This is a genomic window from Bradyrhizobium jicamae (assembly GCF_001440395.1).
Lineage (GTDB): Bacteria > Pseudomonadota > Alphaproteobacteria > Rhizobiales > Xanthobacteraceae > Bradyrhizobium > Bradyrhizobium jicamae.
Genome location: NZ_LLXZ01000046.1, coordinates 1 through 18490, shown reverse-complemented (window position 1 = coordinate 18490; position 18490 = coordinate 1). Strand labels below are relative to the sequence as shown.

Here is an 18490-nt window from a genome sequence, read left to right as displayed (position 1 = left end):
CCCCCCCCCCCCGCCGCGCGCGATGCGCGCGTCGACCCGCCCCCTCAAGGGGCGGGTGAAGAGTACCTACACCAGTCGGCTCTGCTTCGCCGCCGCCTGAATGAACGACGCGAACAGCGGGTGCGGCTCGAACGGGCGCGACTTCAGCTCGGGATGGAATTGCACGCCAATGAACCAGGGATGGTCCTCGTATTCGACGATCTCCGGCAGCACGCCGTCGGGCGACAGCCCCGAGAAGCGCAGGCCGTGCTGTTCGAGGCGGTCCTTATAGGCAGTGTTGACCTCGTAGCGGTGGCGGTGGCGCTCCGAAATCTCGGTGGCGCCGCCATAGACTTCCGAGACGCGGCTGCCGCGCTTCAGCGCCGCCGGGTAGGCGCCGAGCCGCATGGTGCCGCCGAGGTCGCCCGACTGCGATCGCTTCTCCAGTTCATTGCCACGCAGCCATTCCGTCATCAGGCCCACCAGCGGCTCCTTGGTCGGGCCGAACTCGGTGGAGTTAGCGTCCTCGATGCCGACCAGATTGCGCGCGGCCTCGATCACGGCCATCTGCATGCCGAAGCAGATGCCGAAATACGGCACATCCCGCTCGCGCGCGAACTGCGCCGCGCGGATCTTGCCTTCCGCGCCGCGCTGGCCAAAGCCGCCGGGCACCAGAATGCCGTTGACGTGTTCGAGGAACGGCGCCGGGTCCTCGTTCTCGAACACCTCGCTTTCGATCCAGTCGAGATTGACCTTCACCTTGTTGGCGATGCCGCCGTGCGACAGCGCCTCGATCAGCGATTTGTAGGCATCCTTCATGCCGGTGTATTTGCCGACGATGGCAATGGTCACCGCGCCTTCCGGATTGCGTACGCGCTCGTTGATGACGTTCCAGCTCTGCAGCGCCGGCGGAATCTTCGAACTGATGCCGAACGCGGCCAGCACCTCGTCGTCGAGGCCGGCGACGTGATAGGCCTCAGGCACGGCATAGATGTTGTCGACGTCCCTCGCCTCGATCACGGCGCTTTCGCGCACGTTGCAGAACAGCCCGAGCTTGCGGCGCTCTTCCTTCGGGATTTCGCGGTCGGTGCGGCACAACAGGATATCCGGCTGTATGCCGATCGAGCGCAGTTCCTTCACCGAGTGCTGGGTCGGCTTCGTCTTAAGTTCGCCGGCGCTTGGAATGTAGGGCAGCAGCGTCAGGTGAATGTAGACGGCGTGATCGCGCGGCAGCTCGTTCTTGAGCTGGCGGATCGCTTCGAAGAACGGCAGGCCCTCGATATCGCCGACGGTGCCGCCGATCTCCACCAGCACGAAATCATATTCGTCGTTGCCGGAGACGACGAATTCCTTGATCGCGTTGGTGACGTGCGGAACGACCTGGATGGTGGCGCCGAGATAGTCGCCGCGGCGCTCCTTGGTGATGATGTCCTGGTAGATGCGCCCGGTGGTGATATTGTCGGCCTTGGTGGCCGGACGTCCGGTGAAGCGCTCGTAGTGGCCAAGATCGAGATCGGTCTCGGCGCCGTCATCGGTCACGAACACTTCGCCGTGTTGATACGGCGACATCGTTCCGGGATCGAGGTTGAGATAGGGGTCGAGTTTGCGGAGACGGACCTTGTACCCGCGGGCCTGCAGCAGGGCACCGAGTGCCGCCGAAGCCAGACCCTTTCCGAGCGAAGAAACCACGCCGCCGGTTATGAATATGTACCGCGCCATGGGATTCTACCTTTAAGGCCACTGCCCCGATTCTCCAAAACGAATCGCGTGCACGGGCAAACATTTTGCCGGGCTGTGGGTGACGTTAAATTTGAAGCGATTTCAGAGCATTGATGGGAAATTCTGATGCAGGACGGTAGAGCCCGTCCTGCATGGCCACCCTGCTTTATTGCGAACGCGGCGCCTGCGGGCCCGACGGAGCCTGCTGTTCATCCACCTTCTTGAGCGTATCGAGCACGCCACCGGAAGTCGGCGGAGCGACCGGCGTTGCGCCACCCGGCTGCGATTGAGTCGCCGGCGGGGCGCCGAGGATCGATGCCGGCTTGCGATCGACGCCCGCGAGCCAGGCCAGCGCCATGCTGGTCACAAAGAAAAGCCCCGCGAGAATCGCGGTCGTCCGCGTCAACAGATTGGCGGTGCCGCGGCTCGACATGAAGCCGGCGCCGCCGCCCATGCCGAGGCCGCCGCCTTCGGACTTCTGCAGCAGCACGGCGCCGATCAGCACGGCGACGATCATGAGGTGAACGACGATAAGGACGGTCTGCATCTTAAAACCTTCCGTCACAAGCCAAGAGCGCCGGGCTTCGGCTGCACCAAGAGCTTGCGGGTTTTCCTGAAGTTGCGCGGTGTTACACGATCGGACGGGGCATTGTCACCCCCAAGAGCCGCTGTGGAGATAATTGCCGCAGGCGCCGCGGCAAGGCTGTCCACACCTCTCGCAGGACACTCGCATCGGGACTTGTGGTCATCGCAATTTCTCATATAATAGACGAATGGACACTATAGTAGACGATCTGGGCGTCCGCCTCGCCCAGCGCCTGCGGCTTGAGCGCGACAGCCGCGGCTGGTCGCTGGCCGATCTCGCCGAACGCTCCGGGGTTTCCAAAGCCACGATCAGCAAGATCGAGCGCGCGGAGGTCAGCCCGACCGCGGTGGTGCTGGTGCGGCTCGCCAGCGCCTTCGACCTCACCCTCGCCGGCCTGATGCTGCGCGCCGAAAGCCAGGGCGGGCGTCTATCGCGCGCCGCCGAGCAGCCGGTGTGGCGCGATCCCGAGACCGGCTATTTGAGACGCCAGGTGTTCAACCGGCCCGATCATCCCATCGAGATCATCAAGGTCGAGATGCCGGCGAAGCAGCGCGTAACGCTGCCCGCTTCGTCCTACGCCCACATCCGCCAGGTGCTCTGGGTGTTGTCGGGCGCCCTTGTCCTCATCGATGGCGGCGTTCGCCACGAGCTAGGCGCCGGCGACTGCCTCGGATTCGGCCCGCCGGCGGAAGCGACGTTTGCCAACGAAAGTAACGCGCCCTGCACCTACGTCGTCGCGCTCGCACGGAGCTAGGCGTACCGATGACGGGGGTCGAACTCAGGAACTCTCCGGACGACCTCGCCGCCCCCGCCGGCCACAATGGTGGTCCGCCGCTTGAGGACGAGCACCGACCTGAATGGGGCCACGGCGGAATCGGCAATTATTTCTACTGGAAGGCGGCGCACCGCGCGGCCTGGAAAAATCCTTCGCCCGGCATCGTCGCGTTTCGGATCAGCAAAGCGGAGCGGCTCGGCCTCACCTACGAAGAATACACGCTCGAAATTCTCGAACGCGGTCGTCACCTGCAGCTCGAGGATGTCGAGCGTATTGCAGAGATCAAGCGGGCACGCGTCTTGCGCACCGCCAATCATCGAAGCTGAACCCCGCGGAAACTCATCCTCATGTCGAACATCCAGATCAAAGCCTTGAAGCCTTCGCCCGAAGTTCGCGCGGTGCTTGGTGAAATACTGATCGAGACGGTCGCCAATGGCGGCTCGGTCAGCTTCATGCATCCGCTGTCACGGGAAGCGGCGGAAGCATTCTGGTCCAACTCGCTCAGCGCCGCGGACCGCGGCGAGCGGATCATCCTCGGCGCCTTTGACGGCGATGAGCTGATCGGGACCGTCACGCTGCTGCTCGATCTGCCGCCGAACCAGCCGCACCGCGCCGAGATCGCGAAAATGATGACGCGCGTCAGTCACCGCCATCGCGGGATCGCGACGGCGCTGTTGCGTGAAGCCGAACGGCTGGCGATCGCGCATCAGCGTTGGCTACTGGTGCTTGACACCGCCGAGGATGAAGGCGCGGCGGGACTGTACGAGCGGATGGGATTCAAGCTGACCGGCGTGATTCCGGACTACGCGTTCAAGCCCCATGGTGGCCTCACCGGCACGCTGATTTACTGGAAGAAGTTGCAGGAAGCCCGCGTGGGCTAGCATGCTTCCGCGATCGCCAGAAAATCCGTCGCCTTCAAACTGGCGCCGCCGACGAGCGCGCCGTTGACGTCAGTGACCGCCATCAACTCCGCTGCATTGGAGGGCTTGACCGATCCACCGTAGAGGATCCGGATCTTGCCGCCTTCCGCCTTAAATCGGCTGGTGAGAACACCGCGGATAAAGCGATGAACCTGCTCGACATCCCCGGGCGTCGGCGTCAGCCCGGTGCCGATCGCCCAGACCGGCTCATAGGCCACCACCAGATTGGCCGCCGTTGCACCGTCAGGCAATGAGCCCGCAAGCTGCCCACCGCAGATATCCAGCGTCTGGCCGGCATCGCGCTGCTTCTGCGTCTCGCCGATGCAGACTATGGCCAGAAGGCCCGCCCGCCAGGCCGCTTCCGCCTTCTGCCGAACCACCGCGTCGATTTCGCCATGGTCGGCGCGGCGCTCCGAATGTCCGACAATGATGGCGCTGGCGCCGGCATCCGCCAGCATTTCCGCCGAGAGATCGCCGGTATGGGCGCCCGAGGCCTTGGCGTGGCAATCCTGGGCCCCGACGGCGAGTTTTGAGCCGAGTGCCTTGTCGGCGAAACCCCCGATCAGGGTCGCCGGGGGGCAGACCAGCAGGTCGGCCTTGCCGGCCAGGGCACCCGCGCCCGCGATCATTGCCTCGAATTCACCCAGGGCGGATTTCAGGCCGTTCATTTTCCAGTTGCCCGCGATCAGAGGCCGGATGGCTTCGGTCATGTCAAGTTCCCGCAAAAATGTCAGACTTTGTGGCTTGCAGATGCGCTAGCAGAGGCGCGCCGTCAGTTCCAGATACCCGTCAGGCGATCCCCCAACCGTTAACCGCTTCAATTGGCCCATATGGCCGAGGTTGCGAGGGGGCTGCGGCCACTTTATGATGCGTTATCAACTCGGTGACGCCCTGTTGCGGAATTCGGTCCCGGATCGAATTCCCCTGGGCACGACCCGGTTCCCTCTCCTTCAAAAAACAAGTTGGACCCATGCTTCGAGGAATTCGGAAAGCCTCATCAAACTGGCTCGGCAAGATTGTCATGGCCACCGTGATGGGCGTTTTGATTGTCAGTTTCGCAGTTTGGGGCATTGCCGACATCTTCAAGGGGTTTGGCCAGTCGTCGCTCGCCAAGGTTGGCGGGACCGAGATTTCGATCGACCAATTCCGCCAGATCTACACGGAAAAGCTGCAGCAGCTCGGCCGCACGTTCGGCCGCCCGCTGACCTCTGAACAGGCGCGCGCATTCGGCATCGACCGCCAGGTGCTGCAACAGACCATCGCCGAGGCCGCGCTCGACGAGGAGGCCCGGCGCATGGGACTCGCGCAGTCGCAGGAAGAGACCATGCGGCTGATCTACAACGACCCGAACTTCAAGGGATTGGGCGGCAAGTTCGACCCGGCCCGCTTCCAGGCCACGATTCGCCAGTTCGGCTACACCGAGCAACGCTATCTCAACGAGCAGCGGCGAGTCGGGCTGCGCCGCCAGATCGCCGGCACCGTCTCGGCTGGCCTCGAGCCGCCGAAGGTCCTGCTCGAGGCGCTCGCCCGCTTCCAGAACGAACAGCGCTCGATCGAATTCATCAAACTCGACGCCGCACAGGCCGGCACCATCGACCCGCCCTCGCCCGAAGCGCTGGCCGCCTATTTCGAGGACCGCAAGACCCAGTTCCGCGCGCCTGAATATCGCAAACTGTCGTTTGTCGTGATCAGCCCGGAAGAGATCGGCAAGTGGATCGAGGTTTCCGACGAGGACGCGAAGAAGGTCTTCGAGCAGCGTCGCGACCAGCTCGGCACGCCGGAAAAGCGCGAAGTGTCGCAAATGTTCTTTCCGAACGAAGGCGAGGCGCAGGCCGCGCGCAGCCGCATCACGTCGGGAACGTCGTTCGACGACGTTGCCAAGGAGCGCAATCTCAATCTGGCCGACGTCGACCTCGGCCTGATCGCAAAGACCGCGATCATCGATCCGGCGATTGCGGATGCGGCGTTTTCGCTTGGCACAGGCGAAGTCAGCCAGCCGGTGCAGGGCCGTTTCGGCGTGGCGCTGATCAAGGTCGGCAAGATCGAGCCGGGCACGGTGCCGACTTTTGAAAACGTGGCGGCCCAGGTGAAGAAGGAGATCGCGACCGAACGCGCGCGTGCCAAGGTCAGCGAGCTCCAGAACAAGATGGAAGACGAGCGCAGCGGCGGCGCCAACATCGTCGAGGCTGCGCAGAAGCTCGGCCTGAGCCCGGTCACGATCGAAGCCGTCGACCGCTCCGGCCGCACGCCCGACGGCCAGCCGGTGGCCAACATTCCGCGCGGGCTCGACGTGGTCTCGCAGGCCTTCAACAGCGATATCGGCGTCGACAGCGAACCGATCCAGTTTGCCGGCGGCTATGTCTGGTACGACGTGCTCGGCATCACGCCCTCGCGCGAGCGCCCGCTCGACGAGGTCCGCAGCCAGGTCGAGGCGAAATGGCGCGAGGACCAGATTTCCAACAAGCTGCGCGCGAAGGCGACCGAGATGGTGCAGAAAGTCGAACAGGGCAGCACGCTTGCCGAGGTCGCAGCTTCGGTCGGATCGAAGGTCGAGACCGCGGCCGGCTTCCGCCGCGATGCCTCGCTTTCCGGCGTGCCCTCCGCCGTCATCACGGCCGCGTTCCGGACGCCCAAGGACGGCGTCGGACAGACGCCGGGCGCCGGCGGCAGCGAGTGGATCGTCTTCCGCGTCACCGACGTGACCGTGCCTTCGGTCGACGTCGCCTCGGAGGAGCTGAAGAAGCTCAAGGAGACGCTGCAGCGCGGGATGAACGACGAACAGGTCGCGCAATACATCACGAAGATCGAATCGATCATCGGCACTTCCATCAACCAGGCCGCCTTCGCGCAGGTGACGGGCGCTAATAACTGAGCATGATCGGCCCGCGAAGGCCGGTCGTGCTTCACGACGACACCCAATCCTGAAAGCCAAGCGATGGACGACCTCAAATCTATCATCGGAAAAGTCGCCACCGGTGCGACGCTGTCACGTGACGAAGCGGCGTCCGCCTTCGACGCCATGATGTCCGGCGAGGCGACGCCTTCGCAGATGGGTGGCCTGTTGATGGCGCTCAGGGTCCGCGGCGAAACCGTCGACGAGATCACCGGCGCTGTGTCGGCGATGCGCGGCAAGATGCTGCGGGTCAAGGCGCCTGCGGACGCCGTCGACGTGGTCGGCACCGGCGGCGACGGCTCCGGTTCGGTCAACGTCTCGACCTGCGCTTCCTTCATCGTCGCCGGCGCCGGCGTGCCCGTCGCCAAGCATGGCAACCGCGCGCTGTCGTCGCGCTCGGGCGCGGCCGACGTCCTGGCTTCGCTTGGCGTCAAGATCGATCTCACGCCCGACCAGGTCGGCCGCTGCGTGGCAGAAGCGGGCATCGGCTTCATGTTCGCGCCCGCGCATCATCCGGCGATGAAGAATGTCGGCCCGACCCGGGTCGAACTCGCTACCCGCACGATCTTCAATCTGCTCGGCCCGCTCTCCAATCCCGCTGGCGTGAAGCGGCAGATGGTCGGCGTGTTCTCCCGGCAATGGGTGCAACCCCTGGCACAGGTTCTGAAAAACCTCGGCTCCGAATCCGTCTGGGTCGTGCACGGCTCCGACGGGCTCGATGAGATCACCCTCACCGGCCCGAGCTTTGTGGCGAGCCTCGACAACGGCAAGATCACTACCTTCGAGATCAAGCCGGAAGATGCCGGCCTCGTCTGCTGCAACAACGACGCGCTCAAGGGTGGTGACGCCGATGCCAATGCCGAGGCGCTGCAGGGCGTGCTCAACGGCAAGCCCAGCCCCTATCGCGACGTCGCGCTGCTCAACGCCGCGGCGGCGCTGATCGTGGCCGGGCGCGCCAGGGACCTGAAAGAGGGCGTGGCGCTCGGCGTCAAGTCGCTCGACAGTGGCGCGGCGGCGGCACGGCTGAAGCATCTCGTCGCGGTCTCGCGCGGCTGATCCGGGGGCGGTAAGAGATGTCCGATATCCTGACCAAGATCGAGACCTACAAGCGCGAAGAGATCGCCGCGGCCAAGCGCGCCCATTCGCTTGCCGAGGTCGAAGCCCGCGCCAGGACGGCGCCGCCGCCGCGTGGGTTTGTGCGCGCGATCCAGGAAAAGCTCGACCGCAGCGATTATGCGCTGATTGCCGAAGTCAAGAAGGCCTCGCCGTCCAAGGGGCTCATTCGCGCCGATTTCGATCCGCCGGTACTGGCAAAAGCCTACGAGGCCGGTGGCGCGGCGTGCCTCTCCGTGCTCACGGATGCGCCCTCGTTCCAGGGCCATCTTGACTTCATGGTGGCGGCGCGCGCGGCAACCAATTTGCCGGTGCTGCGCAAGGATTTCCTGTTCGATACCTACCAGGTGGTGGAAGCCCGCGCGCATGGCGCGGACTGCATCCTGATCATCATGGCGGCGCTCGACGACGCCGTGGCCAAGGATATCGAGGACGCGGCGATTGCGCTCGGCATGGACGTGCTGATCGAAATCCACGACCGGACGGAACTCGATCGCGCGTTAAAGCTTCGCTCGCCGATGATCGGCGTCAACAACCGCAATTTGCGCACCTTCGAGACCACGCTGGCAACCAGCGAGGCGCTGGCGCCGCTGATCCCGCGCGATCGCCTGATGGTTGGCGAGAGCGGCATCTTCACGCCTGACGATCTTGCCCGCCTCGAACGCGTCGGCATGTCGACCTTCCTGGTCGGCGAAAGCCTGATGCGGCAGACCGACGTGACGGCTGCGACCCGCACGCTGCTGACGCGCGTCGCCACACCGCGTGCGACCGGGACCGGTTAGCCAATGCCGCGGAAGGCTTCCAAAGGCGGCGCCCTCACCCATATCGATGCGTCGGGCGAAGCGCGGATGGTCGACGTCTCGGACAAGGCCGCCACCGGGCGCACGGCGGTAGCCGAAGGCCGTGTCGTCATGGGCAAGGCGACGCTTGACCTGATTATCTCCGGCAATGCCAAGAAGGGCGACGTGCTGGGCGCCGCGCGCATCGCCGGCATCATGGCGGCCAAGCGCACGTCGGAACTGATCCCGCTCTGCCATCCGCTGGCGCTGTCCAAGGTGACGCTCGACGTCACGCCCGACAAGAAACTGCCCGGCTGCATCGTCCGCGCTACCGTCAAGGTCACCGGCCCGACCGGGGTCGAGATGGAAGCGCTCACCGCGGTGTCGGTCGCGTGTCTGACGATCTACGACATGATCAAGGCGGTCGAGCGCGGCGTTCGCATCGAGGGCATCCATCTCGTCGAGAAGATCGGCGGCAAGTCCGGCCATTATCGCGCGGAGCGCTGAGCCGACAGCCGACGCTGCAGCGCTCACGCTTGCGTGACCGCTGCCGCGAGGAATGAGGCCGTAGTGGCGGGGTTGTTTCTTCCGGGACCCTTCACGGGGAGGAATCCGATGTCGAGATACAGGCTTGTGGGCGCTGCGGCTGCGTTGGCCGTGATGACAGCCCCCTCCACGGCACAACAGGTCATGAGCGAACCTGGCTATTGCGCGTTCTTCTATCCGAACGCCAATTGCCAGAACAAAGGTCCGGGCAATCCCTATACCGGTGACGCCTGGCTTCGCCTCAACCAGGGCTACTCTCATGGCTACTACCTGCCGAACAGCGGCCAGACGGTCGGCGTCGCGAGGAGCCGCGCCCGCAGATCAGTAACCCGCATGCAGTGAGAGCTGCGGCTCTGGCCTAGCACTCTCGCATCCTTCCGATCGGCGGACCGTGAGCATCCGGTACGCCGTTTTTTTCCGGTCGCTCCTTGCCGGCTCCATGGCCCCCTCTGGTTGCCGACGGAACCTTTTGCCACCAGCTAACCCTTCATTAACCAGGCTTGCTAACGTCAATTCCATCTCGGCGCGGTATCGACGTCATGGGTCGGGATTGGGAGAACGCCGCTTCCGGCTGTTCATCCCCGGCAGCGATCGTGGTCCATGGCTTCGACCGGCACGAAATCATTCAGATTCGCATCCGCCGTTCGCGGCGGCCCGATCCGCTGGCTGATCTTCGGCGGCTTGCTCCTGATCGCCGCCATCGCGATCGGCGCGACCGTCATGGCTGGCAATTTCCGCGAGCGCGCGCTGCGCAACAGCGAGCGCGAGTTGGAAAACACCGTGCTGCTGCTCGCCCGCCATTTCGACCAGCAGTTCGAGGATTTTCAGGTCGTCAAGGACCTGATCACCTTCATGCGTTCCAGCGGGATCGCGACCGCCGAAAACTACAAGCGCCGGATGTCCGGTCACGACATCCATCTGATGCTGAAATCCAAGATCGACGCGGTGTCCTATGTCGGCGGCCTCAACATTTTTGATGCCGACGGCAATTTGATCAACGCGTCCGTCGCCTGGCCGGCGCCATCTGTCAATTCGGCGGATCGCGCGTTCTTCAGAGCCTTCAAGTCCAGCCCGCAATCGCCTGATATGCTCATGGAGCCGGTCTACAGCCGCGTCACCGGCGTCTGGACCACGGTGATCGCCCGCAAGGTCACCGGGCCAAAGGGCGAATTCCTCGGTGTCATCGGTCGCGGCATCGAGCCCGTCAATTTCGAACGATTCTTCGCCACCGTGACGCTCGGACCGGGCGCCTCCATCACCATGTTCCACCGCGACGGCACGCTGCTCGCCCGCTACCCGCATGTCGCTGACATGATCGGCCAGAATTTGAAGACCGGTCCGGCCGCCCAGCGACAGATCTTCGAACTGCCTCGCAGCACCTCGCGCCTCACCAGCCCGATCGATGGCGAGGACCGGCTGATCTCGTCCCGCGCGCTCACGAATTTCCCGATCGTGATCGCCGCAACGACCACGATATCGGCCGCGCTCGCCGACTGGCGCGAGCAGATCGGCATCCTGATTGCAGTCACCGGATTGTCCGTGCTGGCGATCGCCGTTCTGCTGTTCCTCGTCGTGCGCAAGCTTTCCCATCAGCACCGCGCGTCCAGGCAGCGGCTGACGCTGGAAAAGCATCGTCTCGACACCGCCGTCAACAACATGACGCAGGGCCTGCTGCTGTTCGATGCGAAGCAGCATCTCGTGATCTGCAACAGGCGATATCTCGAAATGTACGGCCTGTCGGCCGACATCGTGAAGCCTGGCTGCAGCTTCCGCGAGGTGATCGCCCACCGCAAGGACACCGGATCGTTCGTCGGCGATGTCGATCATTACGTCGAGGTCGTGCTGCGCGACGTCGCGAACCGTAACGCCATGGTGATCTCGACGCCCGACGGGCGCTCGATCCAGGTCGTCAACGAGCCGGTCGCCGACGGCGGATGGCTGGCGACCCATGAAGATATCACCGAGCGCCGGCGCGCCGAGGAGCGCATCACCCATCTCGCCCACTACGATGCGCTGACCGATCTCCCGAACCGCACGCTGTTCCACGAACGGCTCAAGCACGAACTGTCCTTTGTCGCGCCGACCCGGCCCTTGGCGGTGCTCTATATCGACATCGACGAATTCAAGAGCGTCAACGATTCGCTCGGCCACATGATCGGCGACGAGCTGCTGAAATCGGTCGCTGCCAGCCTCGCGGCCTGCACACGGAAATCCGATTTCGTCGCCCGGCTCGGCGGCGACGAGTTCGCCATTGTGCAGTCCGGGATCGAGGATACCGACGACGTAATGAAGCTCGTCAGCCGCATCTTCGAGGCGATCCGCTCGCCCTATCAATGCCTCGGCCATCAGGTGACCACCGACGCCAGCATCGGCATCGCGCTGGCGCCGCAGGACGGCACCGATATCGACCAGATCCTGAAGAATGCGGATCTGGCGATGTACGCCGCCAAGGCCGCCGGCCGTCGCACCTACCGCTTCTTCGAACCGGATATGGAAGCCGAGGTCCTCGCCCGCCGCAGCCTGGAGATGGACCTGCGCCAGGCGCTGGTCGACGGCGGCTTCGAGGTCTATTACCAGCCCTGTCTGGGCCTGCAGACCAACGTGATCACCGGCTGCGAGGCACTGGTGCGCTGGCGCCATCCGCAGCGCGGCATGATTTCGCCGGCCGAGTTCGTGCCGCTCGCCGAGGATACCGGCCTGATCAACCAGCTCGGCGAATGGGTGCTCACCACCGCCTGCAAGGAGGCGGTGACCTGGCCCGACGATATCAGGCTCGCGGTCAACGTCTCGCCGATCCAGTTCAAGAGCGGCACGCTGGCGCTGAAGGTGATGGGAGCGCTCGCCGCGTCTGGCCTCCCCGCGAGCCGGCTGGAGCTCGAGATCACCGAGGCCGTGCTGATCAGGGACGATGAGACGGCGCTCGCCGTGCTTCACGATCTGCGCGCCATCGGGGTCCGTATCGCGCTTGACGATTTCGGCACCGGCTATTCGTCGCTGAGCTATCTGCAGCGTTTCCCGTTCGACAAGATCAAGATCGACCGCTGCTTCATCACCGATATCGCCGAGCCGGAAGGCTCGATCTCCATCGTTCAGGCGGTGGTGAACATCGCCGCCGATCGCCACATGACGACAACAGCCGAAGGTGTCGAAACCGAAGCGCAGCGCGAATTGCTGCGCGAACTCGGCTGCTCGGAAATGCAGGGCTACCTGTTCAGCGCGCCGAAGCCGGCGGCGGAGTTGAGGCCGCTGTTGCTGGAGCACCGGCAGGAGCCCGAGGCGGCGCCAAGCCCGCCTCGCAAGCGCAAGCCGGTCGCACGGATGGCGTAGCGCTGCAACGCTGCTTACCACCGTCATTGCGAGCGCAGCGAAGCAATCCATTTCATCACGCGACGAGCGCTCGATTTCTTCGCTGCGCTTGTAATGACGTGAAGATACGCGTCTGCATTCTCGCAGCATGATTTGCCCGAGTTGTAATGTATCGTTTCGCGCCGGAAGTGAGAGGGCGCAGGGAATGCCGGGTGCTTGCCGCACCCGCGGTCCCGTGTGCAAATGCACTTAAGGAAATGCGCACACGAGCATACAGGTACAGCCGGAGCAGCCCGGCATTCCCTGCGCAATGGTTTGACGGCTTATGCCGCGCTCTCCCCGGAGCCGAATTCCTCTGGCCTCCGTCGCCGACAGATTGGCGGTTCATTGAAAACCCGGTCGGGCTTCAAAAACCTCCGCCGGTTTGACACCAACCACGGGCGTCAGGACCACACGACTTGATGTCTAGCTGTATTTCCGAGCTATTGAGAACGGCCGAAACGCTTGAAAACTAAGGCGTTCTCTGATTTCTGCCGGACGAACCGAAGGCCCTCCGAAACCCGCTGGGCCCCCATAGGCCCTAGTTTCACATGATGCGCTGGCGCGGCCTACCCGGAGGGCCCCTCCCGCGAATACCGCCTCACGGGCCACAACAAAGTGCTAGGCTCCTCGTCCCAGCGACGTGTTTTGCCTTGGTCGTTCGGAGGGCGCTGTGGCGGAGCAGCGGGTTCAAAGGCGATTAGCGGCGATCTTGGCTGCCGACGTGGTCGGTTATTCTGCGTTGATGCAACGCGCCGAGGAAGCCACCTACGCCGCGTTCGAGCGGCTGAAGCGCGAGGTAATCGAGCCTAGCCTCTCCCGCCACGACGGGCGCCTGATCAAGACCACAGGTGACGGCGCGCTGGCCGAGTTCGCAAGTCCGTCGGCTGCGGTGCGATGCGCGGTGGAGATGCAGGAAAGCATCGCGTCAGGCCGAAGCTCCCTTAAGCTACGCATTGGGGTCAATCTCGGGGAGGTTATCGTCGGGGCTGACGGCGATCTTTTTGGCGACGGGATCAACATTGCAGTCCGGCTAGAAGGGGCCGCCGATCCGGGCGGCATCCTGATTTCCGAGAAGGTATACAGCGAAGTTGAAGGCAAGCTGGAAGTTGGCTTCGAGGATCGCGGCGAACAGCAGCTCAAGAACATCTCCAAGCCAGTCCGCGCTTATTCCTTATGCGCGGGAGCGTATGGCGCGCCGATCGAGAAGTTGGGCGCGCCCCTTCCACTCCCAGACAAACCGTCTATCGCCGTGCTGCCGTTCGAGAACATGAGCGGCGATCCCGAGCAGGAATATTTTGCAGACGGAATGGTTGAGGAGATCATCACCGCGCTCTCGCGGTTCAAATTGTTGTTCGTAATCGCCCGCAATTCGAGCTTCACGTTCAAGGGCAAAGCAGTCGATATCAAGGAAGTTGGACGCAGGCTTGGGGTGCGCTACGTCCTTGAGGGGTCAGTGCGCAAGGCAGCTGGGAAAGTTCGCATATCAGGGCAATTGATCGACGCGGTAACAGGCGCACATATATGGGCGGACAGGTTCGAGCGCGACCTGACAGACGTTTTCGCTCTTCAGGACGAAGTCACGGCCGCTGTCGTCTCAGCCATTCAGCCAAAGTTGCTTCAAGCAGAAATTGAGATGGCGACGCGACGGCGATCGGAGAACCTCACCGCCTATGATTTATATCTCCGAGCCATGCAACAGCATTACCAACCGACCCGTGAAGGGTTGGCCGAGATCATAAGGCTGGCTCATCGTGCCTTGGAGCTGGACCCTCGGTTCGGCTTTGTTGCGGCTCTGGCAGCCTCAAGTCACATGCACAGGGTCCTTTTTGGCTATACGGACGATCCTCAATTCGACCGGAAGGAAGCAATTCGGCTTTCTCGCTTGGCATTGAGTATCGACGATAGCGATCCTGCCACGTTGGCGTCTGCTGCCGTCATCTCGGCGTTCATGGTCGGCGAAAGTGAAAGTGAAATCGAAATGGCTGACCGGGCGGTCGCGCTCAACCCAAATTCATACCTCGTGTGGAACTGCCGAGGCTGGGTCTATGAAATAGCGGGGCTACCGGAGGAAGCGGTCCGGAGCTTTGAACGTGCCATTCGCATGAGCCCGCTAGATCCGCTGCTACACCGAACGTTCACCGGAATGGGGGTCGCCCTTATTGAGCTCGGCCGCTTTGACGAGGCCATCGTCGCAGGGAAGAAGGCCCTTCGTCAGAACCTCTCGTATGCGACAGCTTACCGCTGTCTCGCGGCCGCCTTTGCCCATCTCGGACGTAACGCGGAGGCGCGTGAGGCGGTGGCTCGTATGCTTGAGGTCGATCCCGCCTTCACAATATCCGCGAGGATGGGTCGGGTCAGACGATCACACGTGAAGCTGTTGATTGAGGGGCTTCAGAAGGCGGGGCTGCCCGAGTAGCTCTCCAACTGCGACGAGCTGATCGAACGACGGCTTATGGCCCATAGCGGCGGTCCCGGATCGGCCGCTCTCGCGCCGCTATCGGGTCCTTTGGGACGCGTAGAAAAAAGCGGGGACCGCGCGACGGCCCCGTATGAATATATTTGCAAATCATCACATCGATCCTAAATTATGTACCATCCCGTACACAATTACGCGATGTGGTTGATTACGGACGGGCAAGCCCCGCGTTTAGATGGTGATCTATTCCAAGCGGCCCCCACAGCCGAATATTCGGTCCAGCGGATCGCCAACTGTCTTCCAAGTCTCCGGTATGGGTGGCTACACTGTCGCGTTTTTAACCACTTTCAAGCAGGGGGAGTACTTCATGACTGTATCAAGCATCACCCGCCGCAGAATGATCGGTGGTCTCGCGGCCGGAGTAGGCGCAAGCTCGGTAATTTCATCGGATGCGTTCATTGGCAGCGCGCGTGCTCAATCCGCGCAAAAGACCTTCGTTCTGGTACCGGGTGCCTTTTACGGAGCTTGGAGTTGGCGTCGTGTTTCGGACAGGCTCGTAAAGCAGGGTCATAGAGTTTATCCGCTCACACTGACCGGATTGGCCGAGCGCTCACACCTCCTGAGCAAGGACATAAACCTCGACACGCACATAGCGGACATCGCCAATATCGTCGAATGGGAAGACCTCACAGACATTTGCCTTGTCGCTCATTCGTACGCGGGATACCCCGCATCGGGCGCACTCGAACGTATCGGAAACCGTGTCTCATCTATCGTCTGGGTTGATGCACTGAAGCCCGCCGATGGTCAGTCATTCCGCGATCAAGTGCCGTTTCAAATGGAAGAAGGCGCAATCAGCCGCCCCGCTCCAAAAGCCCTACCTCCGACCGCCTTTAACGATCCCAAAGACGTTGCTTGGGTCCTGTCGAAAGTAACCCCACAACCGATAGGCACGTGGCTGCAACCCGTGAAACTCTCGGGAGCACGCGAAAAGGTAGCGAAGAAGACCTACATCCGCTTACCGAAGTTTCAGTTAGCTGCATTGGACAAGGCGTTTGCAGACTGCAAAGCTGACAAGTCTTGGACGGCCATCGAAAATACAACATCCGGCCACTCAGTCATGATTGCCGAGCCGGACTGGCTGACCGACCTTTTGCTGCAGGCTGCTTGATTGGAGCACCGGCTTTCGCGCGTCGCAACATGGCGTCGTTTTACGTTGCGGCGCGCGCATCCGACTTCCGGCTTTGGCCCAAAGCGCCGATCCGTTTTCACGGGAGAAGTTGATGGATCAACCTGCCGATACGTCCCATCCCCTTGTGGGCACTTGGAAGCTTGTTTCGTTTCACGTCGAAACAGAAGGTAGCGACGCGCAACAACTGTTGGAGGGTTGGGACGAGCATCCTGTCGGATTTGTTATTTTCACTAAAGACGGACGACTGTTGGCTTTGCTGACGGCGGGTAACCGCACCGCTTCGGCCACACCCGAGCAACTAATCGGCAGCATGTGTGCATACTCTGGCCGATACCGTGTCGAAGGTAATCGTCTCAGCACGATAGTTGATAGCGCATGGCTTCCGGCTTGGGTAGGTACAGAACAGCCTCGCACCTTTAAGCGAGATGGCGATAATCTGTTGCTCATGAGGATTTCCAAGAGCATCCGAGGTTTCCCGGACGGCACACTCGGTTCGTATTGATGTGGCGGAAGGAATGATCCCGGATAGTCGTCGATGTGTAACCTTTACTCCATCTCGACAAACCAAGAAGCCATCCGCGCGCTCTTCCGCGTCGTCAACCGCTACGTCGGCAACCTTGCACCGATGCCGGGCGTCTTCCCGGACTACCCGCGCTGGTCGTCCGCAATGCGGGCACCGAACGCGAGTTAGTCATGATGCGCTGGGGCATGCCGTCCCGCACAGGTGGCCCGCCAGTGACCAACGTCCGCAACGCGTCGTCGCCGCATTGGCGCGTGTGGCTGAGGCCGGAGAACCTATGCTTGGTCTGGTGCCAATAGCTTTGTCAAATGCGCGCTGGAGCCGATGTCGCCAGCATCATGCCCTGATAATATGCACAGGCGGGGGCAGATTGCCTTTTCCTTGCGAGACTGGCGTTTGAGGGAAGCTTCGCGTTTCCAGCCGGCGCATGTGCGGCCTGCTACATTCAGCGGACCGCTTTCTGCAGCGGTCACATTCAGCGTCAACCAACCATGCGGCGCAGGAGCTGTTCTGGTCTAACTAAGGTCATGATGGTCTAGTGCAGCGTGCCTCGATGCGGTGGATCGAGGTGGGATTGTGCATAGAAGTATTGCAGCTCGGCTTCGAGACGCTCGTTGATCAACAGGAGCGCCCTTAGCGCCCCGTGAACGTCGCCACGGCATTCTTCGACCAATCGGTCTATCAAGTCGTTAATCGGCATCGTTGGCCCCTTCATGTAGGGTTCCAACAGCCGCGCCTAGCAGGCTAGACTGAAACGACTTGCCTCCAATTCACAGCTGTTGGTGCGTGTTCGTGACATGCGAGCAACATCCAAGCAGAAAACTATAGGTGGCTGGGTTAACACCGGGAGTATTCCCCACTATTCACAGGACACAAGTTGAAAGCCATCTGCTATTGTCGGAGCGCTGGGCGGGGGTGTGAAGCGAGAAAAAGCGGCGCGATGTTGCATTTTTGCATCCTGCGCTTGTGCTCCGAAGCGATAACGTTCGTTGGCTCGGGGGTGGCACATGTTCGACGTTTATCTAAACGGAAGACGCGATCTGCTCATTGTTAGGAAGGGACTTCCTATACCTACTGGCAAGTCGGGGCGATGGCGCAAGTCCAAGAAGAGGGTTCTCAAAGTCAGCGACGAGATTAAGTCGGCGGTTCAGACGCAAGGCTATTACGTGCGGAAGCTGAAGGAGTTACCGACTAAAACGGCTTCGCGGTCATCTGGACCGAATTCAAAGGCGGTCGTGGCACGAAATCGAAGCCGACCCCCGGCCCACACAACATCTATGGCTTTCTGACCACGTCGCCGAATGCTGTCGTCGAACCGATCCATCCAAAGGCCATGCCGGTAATCTTGATCACTGACGAGGAACGCGACATCTGGATGCGCGCGCCGTGGGATGAAGCCAAGGCGCTGCAGCGGCCGTTGGAATTGCACTAAAGTGGCACGTTCGTCAGGCTAACGCAGAGCGGCGCTGATCTATTTGCCTAGCGCGTTTACCCATCAATCTGCAATGTCCGCTTATCCCTCGACAGCGGCGGAGAAGCGGGCATTGCACGATGTCGGCTAAGGGCCATGTGTGGACGGCTCCGGGTTGGCAAGGAGAATCTTCACTTTGCGGCGTTGGTCGGAGCGGCCATGTGTTCGGCCTGTTTACGCGGTTCACATGACCGCTGGCCATAATGCCCTCCGCGGATCAGGTCCCGGTCAAA

The 18490-nt window shown here is 62.3% G+C and carries 15 protein-coding genes and 2 pseudogenes; 14 read left to right on the top strand and 3 right to left on the bottom strand.

Annotation, left to right across the window (positions count from 1 at the left end; translation table 11 throughout):
- Positions 1 to 66 precede the first annotated feature (66 nt).
- Together pyrG and secG are read right to left on the bottom strand one after the other, a co-directional pair.
- Complete coding sequence (gene pyrG / locus CQ12_RS06890; RefSeq protein WP_057834586.1) at positions 67 to 1698, bottom strand: CTP synthase; 1632 nt, start codon at positions 1696 to 1698, stop codon at positions 67 to 69.
- Between the two features lie 166 nt (positions 1699 to 1864).
- Positions 1865 to 2245 (bottom strand): preprotein translocase subunit SecG, encoded by a 381-nt coding sequence (secG, locus tag CQ12_RS06885; protein ID WP_057834585.1) that lies wholly within the window; start codon positions 2243 to 2245, stop codon positions 1865 to 1867.
- 226 nt (positions 2246 to 2471) lie between these two features.
- Between secG and CQ12_RS06880 the strand changes: the two genes are divergently transcribed.
- The 3 genes from CQ12_RS06880 to CQ12_RS06870 are packed head-to-tail and all read left to right on the top strand — an operon-like array spanning position 2472 to position 3940.
- A complete protein-coding gene (locus CQ12_RS06880; RefSeq protein WP_057834584.1) occupies positions 2472 to 3038 on the top strand; it encodes a helix-turn-helix domain-containing protein in 567 nt (188 codons plus the stop codon).
- Positions 3039 to 3046: 8 nt separating this feature from the next.
- A complete protein-coding gene (locus CQ12_RS06875) occupies positions 3047 to 3385 on the top strand; it encodes a hypothetical protein (protein ID WP_063799690.1) in 339 nt (112 codons plus the stop codon).
- Between the two features lie 21 nt (positions 3386 to 3406).
- Complete coding sequence (locus CQ12_RS06870; RefSeq protein ID WP_057834583.1) at positions 3407 to 3940, top strand: GNAT family N-acetyltransferase; 534 nt, start codon at positions 3407 to 3409, stop codon at positions 3938 to 3940.
- Here CQ12_RS06870 and tpiA read toward each other — a convergent pair.
- The gene (gene tpiA, locus CQ12_RS06865; RefSeq protein WP_057834582.1) at positions 3937 to 4689 is read right to left on the bottom strand and encodes a triose-phosphate isomerase; all 753 of its coding nucleotides are present in this window, start codon (positions 4687 to 4689) and stop codon (positions 3937 to 3939) included. The genes CQ12_RS06870 and tpiA overlap by 4 nt on opposite strands.
- A gap of 260 nt (positions 4690 to 4949) precedes the next feature.
- On the opposite strand from tpiA, the gene CQ12_RS06860 reads away from it, so the two are divergent.
- The 11 genes and pseudogenes from CQ12_RS06860 to CQ12_RS46110 all read left to right on the top strand — a co-directional run.
- Positions 4950 to 6851 carry a peptidylprolyl isomerase gene (locus CQ12_RS06860; RefSeq protein ID WP_057834581.1) on the top strand — a complete coding sequence of 634 codons (1902 nt, stop codon included), beginning with the start codon at positions 4950 to 4952 and terminating at the stop codon, positions 6849 to 6851.
- A gap of 63 nt (positions 6852 to 6914) precedes the next feature.
- The gene (gene trpD, locus CQ12_RS06855) at positions 6915 to 7928 is read left to right on the top strand and encodes an anthranilate phosphoribosyltransferase (RefSeq protein ID WP_057834580.1); all 1014 of its coding nucleotides are present in this window, start codon (positions 6915 to 6917) and stop codon (positions 7926 to 7928) included.
- Positions 7929 to 7945: 17 nt separating this feature from the next.
- Positions 7946 to 8767 (top strand): indole-3-glycerol phosphate synthase TrpC, encoded by an 822-nt coding sequence (gene trpC, locus CQ12_RS06850; protein WP_057834579.1) that lies wholly within the window; start codon positions 7946 to 7948, stop codon positions 8765 to 8767.
- Between the two features lie 3 nt (positions 8768 to 8770).
- Positions 8771 to 9271, top strand: a complete 501-nt coding sequence (moaC, locus tag CQ12_RS06845; RefSeq protein ID WP_057834578.1) for a cyclic pyranopterin monophosphate synthase MoaC — start codon at positions 8771 to 8773, stop codon at positions 9269 to 9271.
- A 108-nt stretch (positions 9272 to 9379) separates the two neighbouring features.
- Positions 9380 to 9652: a hypothetical protein gene (locus CQ12_RS06840; protein WP_157088041.1), complete on the top strand. Its 273-nt coding sequence runs from the start codon at positions 9380 to 9382 to the stop codon at positions 9650 to 9652.
- Positions 9653 to 9910: 258 nt separating this feature from the next.
- Positions 9911 to 12637, top strand: a complete 2727-nt coding sequence (locus tag CQ12_RS06835; protein WP_057834576.1) for a bifunctional diguanylate cyclase/phosphodiesterase — start codon at positions 9911 to 9913, stop codon at positions 12635 to 12637.
- A gap of 691 nt (positions 12638 to 13328) precedes the next feature.
- Positions 13329 to 15074 (top strand): adenylate/guanylate cyclase domain-containing protein, encoded by a 1746-nt coding sequence (locus CQ12_RS06830; protein ID WP_063799689.1) that lies wholly within the window; start codon positions 13329 to 13331, stop codon positions 15072 to 15074.
- A 367-nt stretch (positions 15075 to 15441) separates the two neighbouring features.
- Entirely contained in the window at positions 15442 to 16245 is an 804-nt protein-coding gene (locus CQ12_RS06825) for an alpha/beta fold hydrolase (protein ID WP_083519163.1), read from the top strand.
- Positions 16246 to 16357: 112 nt separating this feature from the next.
- A complete protein-coding gene (locus tag CQ12_RS41905) occupies positions 16358 to 16768 on the top strand; it encodes a lipocalin-like domain-containing protein (protein ID WP_083519159.1) in 411 nt (136 codons plus the stop codon).
- A gap of 33 nt (positions 16769 to 16801) precedes the next feature.
- Positions 16802 to 17073 (top strand): annotated as a pseudogene (locus CQ12_RS46115) (SOS response-associated peptidase family protein); the annotation flags it as partial.
- 914 nt (positions 17074 to 17987) lie between these two features.
- Positions 17988 to 18218 (top strand): annotated as a pseudogene (locus CQ12_RS46110) (SOS response-associated peptidase); the annotation flags it as partial.
- Between the last annotated feature and the right edge of the window lie 272 nt (positions 18219 to 18490).

What these genes read in the sequence shown, in the direction of transcription:
- CQ12_RS06825 (WP_083519163.1), top strand. Translation starts at nt 15,442, where the DNA reads ATGACTGTATCAAGCATCACCCGCCGCAGAATGATCGGTGGTCTCGCG.
- CQ12_RS06835 (WP_057834576.1), top strand. Translation starts at nt 9,911, where the DNA reads ATGGCTTCGACCGGCACGAAATCATTCAGATTCGCATCCGCCGTTCGC.
- pyrG (WP_057834586.1), bottom strand. Translation starts at nt 1,698, where the DNA reads ATGGCGCGGTACATATTCATAACCGGCGGCGTGGTTTCTTCGCTCGGA.
- CQ12_RS06880 (WP_057834584.1), top strand. Translation starts at nt 2,472, where the DNA reads ATGGACACTATAGTAGACGATCTGGGCGTCCGCCTCGCCCAGCGCCTG.
- trpC (WP_057834579.1), top strand. Translation starts at nt 7,946, where the DNA reads ATGTCCGATATCCTGACCAAGATCGAGACCTACAAGCGCGAAGAGATC.
- CQ12_RS06870 (WP_057834583.1), top strand. Translation starts at nt 3,407, where the DNA reads ATGTCGAACATCCAGATCAAAGCCTTGAAGCCTTCGCCCGAAGTTCGC.
- trpD (WP_057834580.1), top strand. Translation starts at nt 6,915, where the DNA reads ATGGACGACCTCAAATCTATCATCGGAAAAGTCGCCACCGGTGCGACG.
- CQ12_RS06875 (WP_063799690.1), top strand. Translation starts at nt 3,047, where the DNA reads ATGACGGGGGTCGAACTCAGGAACTCTCCGGACGACCTCGCCGCCCCC.
- CQ12_RS06840 (WP_157088041.1), top strand. Translation starts at nt 9,380, where the DNA reads ATGTCGAGATACAGGCTTGTGGGCGCTGCGGCTGCGTTGGCCGTGATG.
- secG (WP_057834585.1), bottom strand. Translation starts at nt 2,245, where the DNA reads ATGCAGACCGTCCTTATCGTCGTTCACCTCATGATCGTCGCCGTGCTG.
- tpiA (WP_057834582.1), bottom strand. Translation starts at nt 4,689, where the DNA reads ATGACCGAAGCCATCCGGCCTCTGATCGCGGGCAACTGGAAAATGAAC.
- CQ12_RS41905 (WP_083519159.1), top strand. Translation starts at nt 16,358, where the DNA reads ATGGATCAACCTGCCGATACGTCCCATCCCCTTGTGGGCACTTGGAAG.
- moaC (WP_057834578.1), top strand. Translation starts at nt 8,771, where the DNA reads ATGCCGCGGAAGGCTTCCAAAGGCGGCGCCCTCACCCATATCGATGCG.
- CQ12_RS06860 (WP_057834581.1), top strand. Translation starts at nt 4,950, where the DNA reads ATGCTTCGAGGAATTCGGAAAGCCTCATCAAACTGGCTCGGCAAGATT.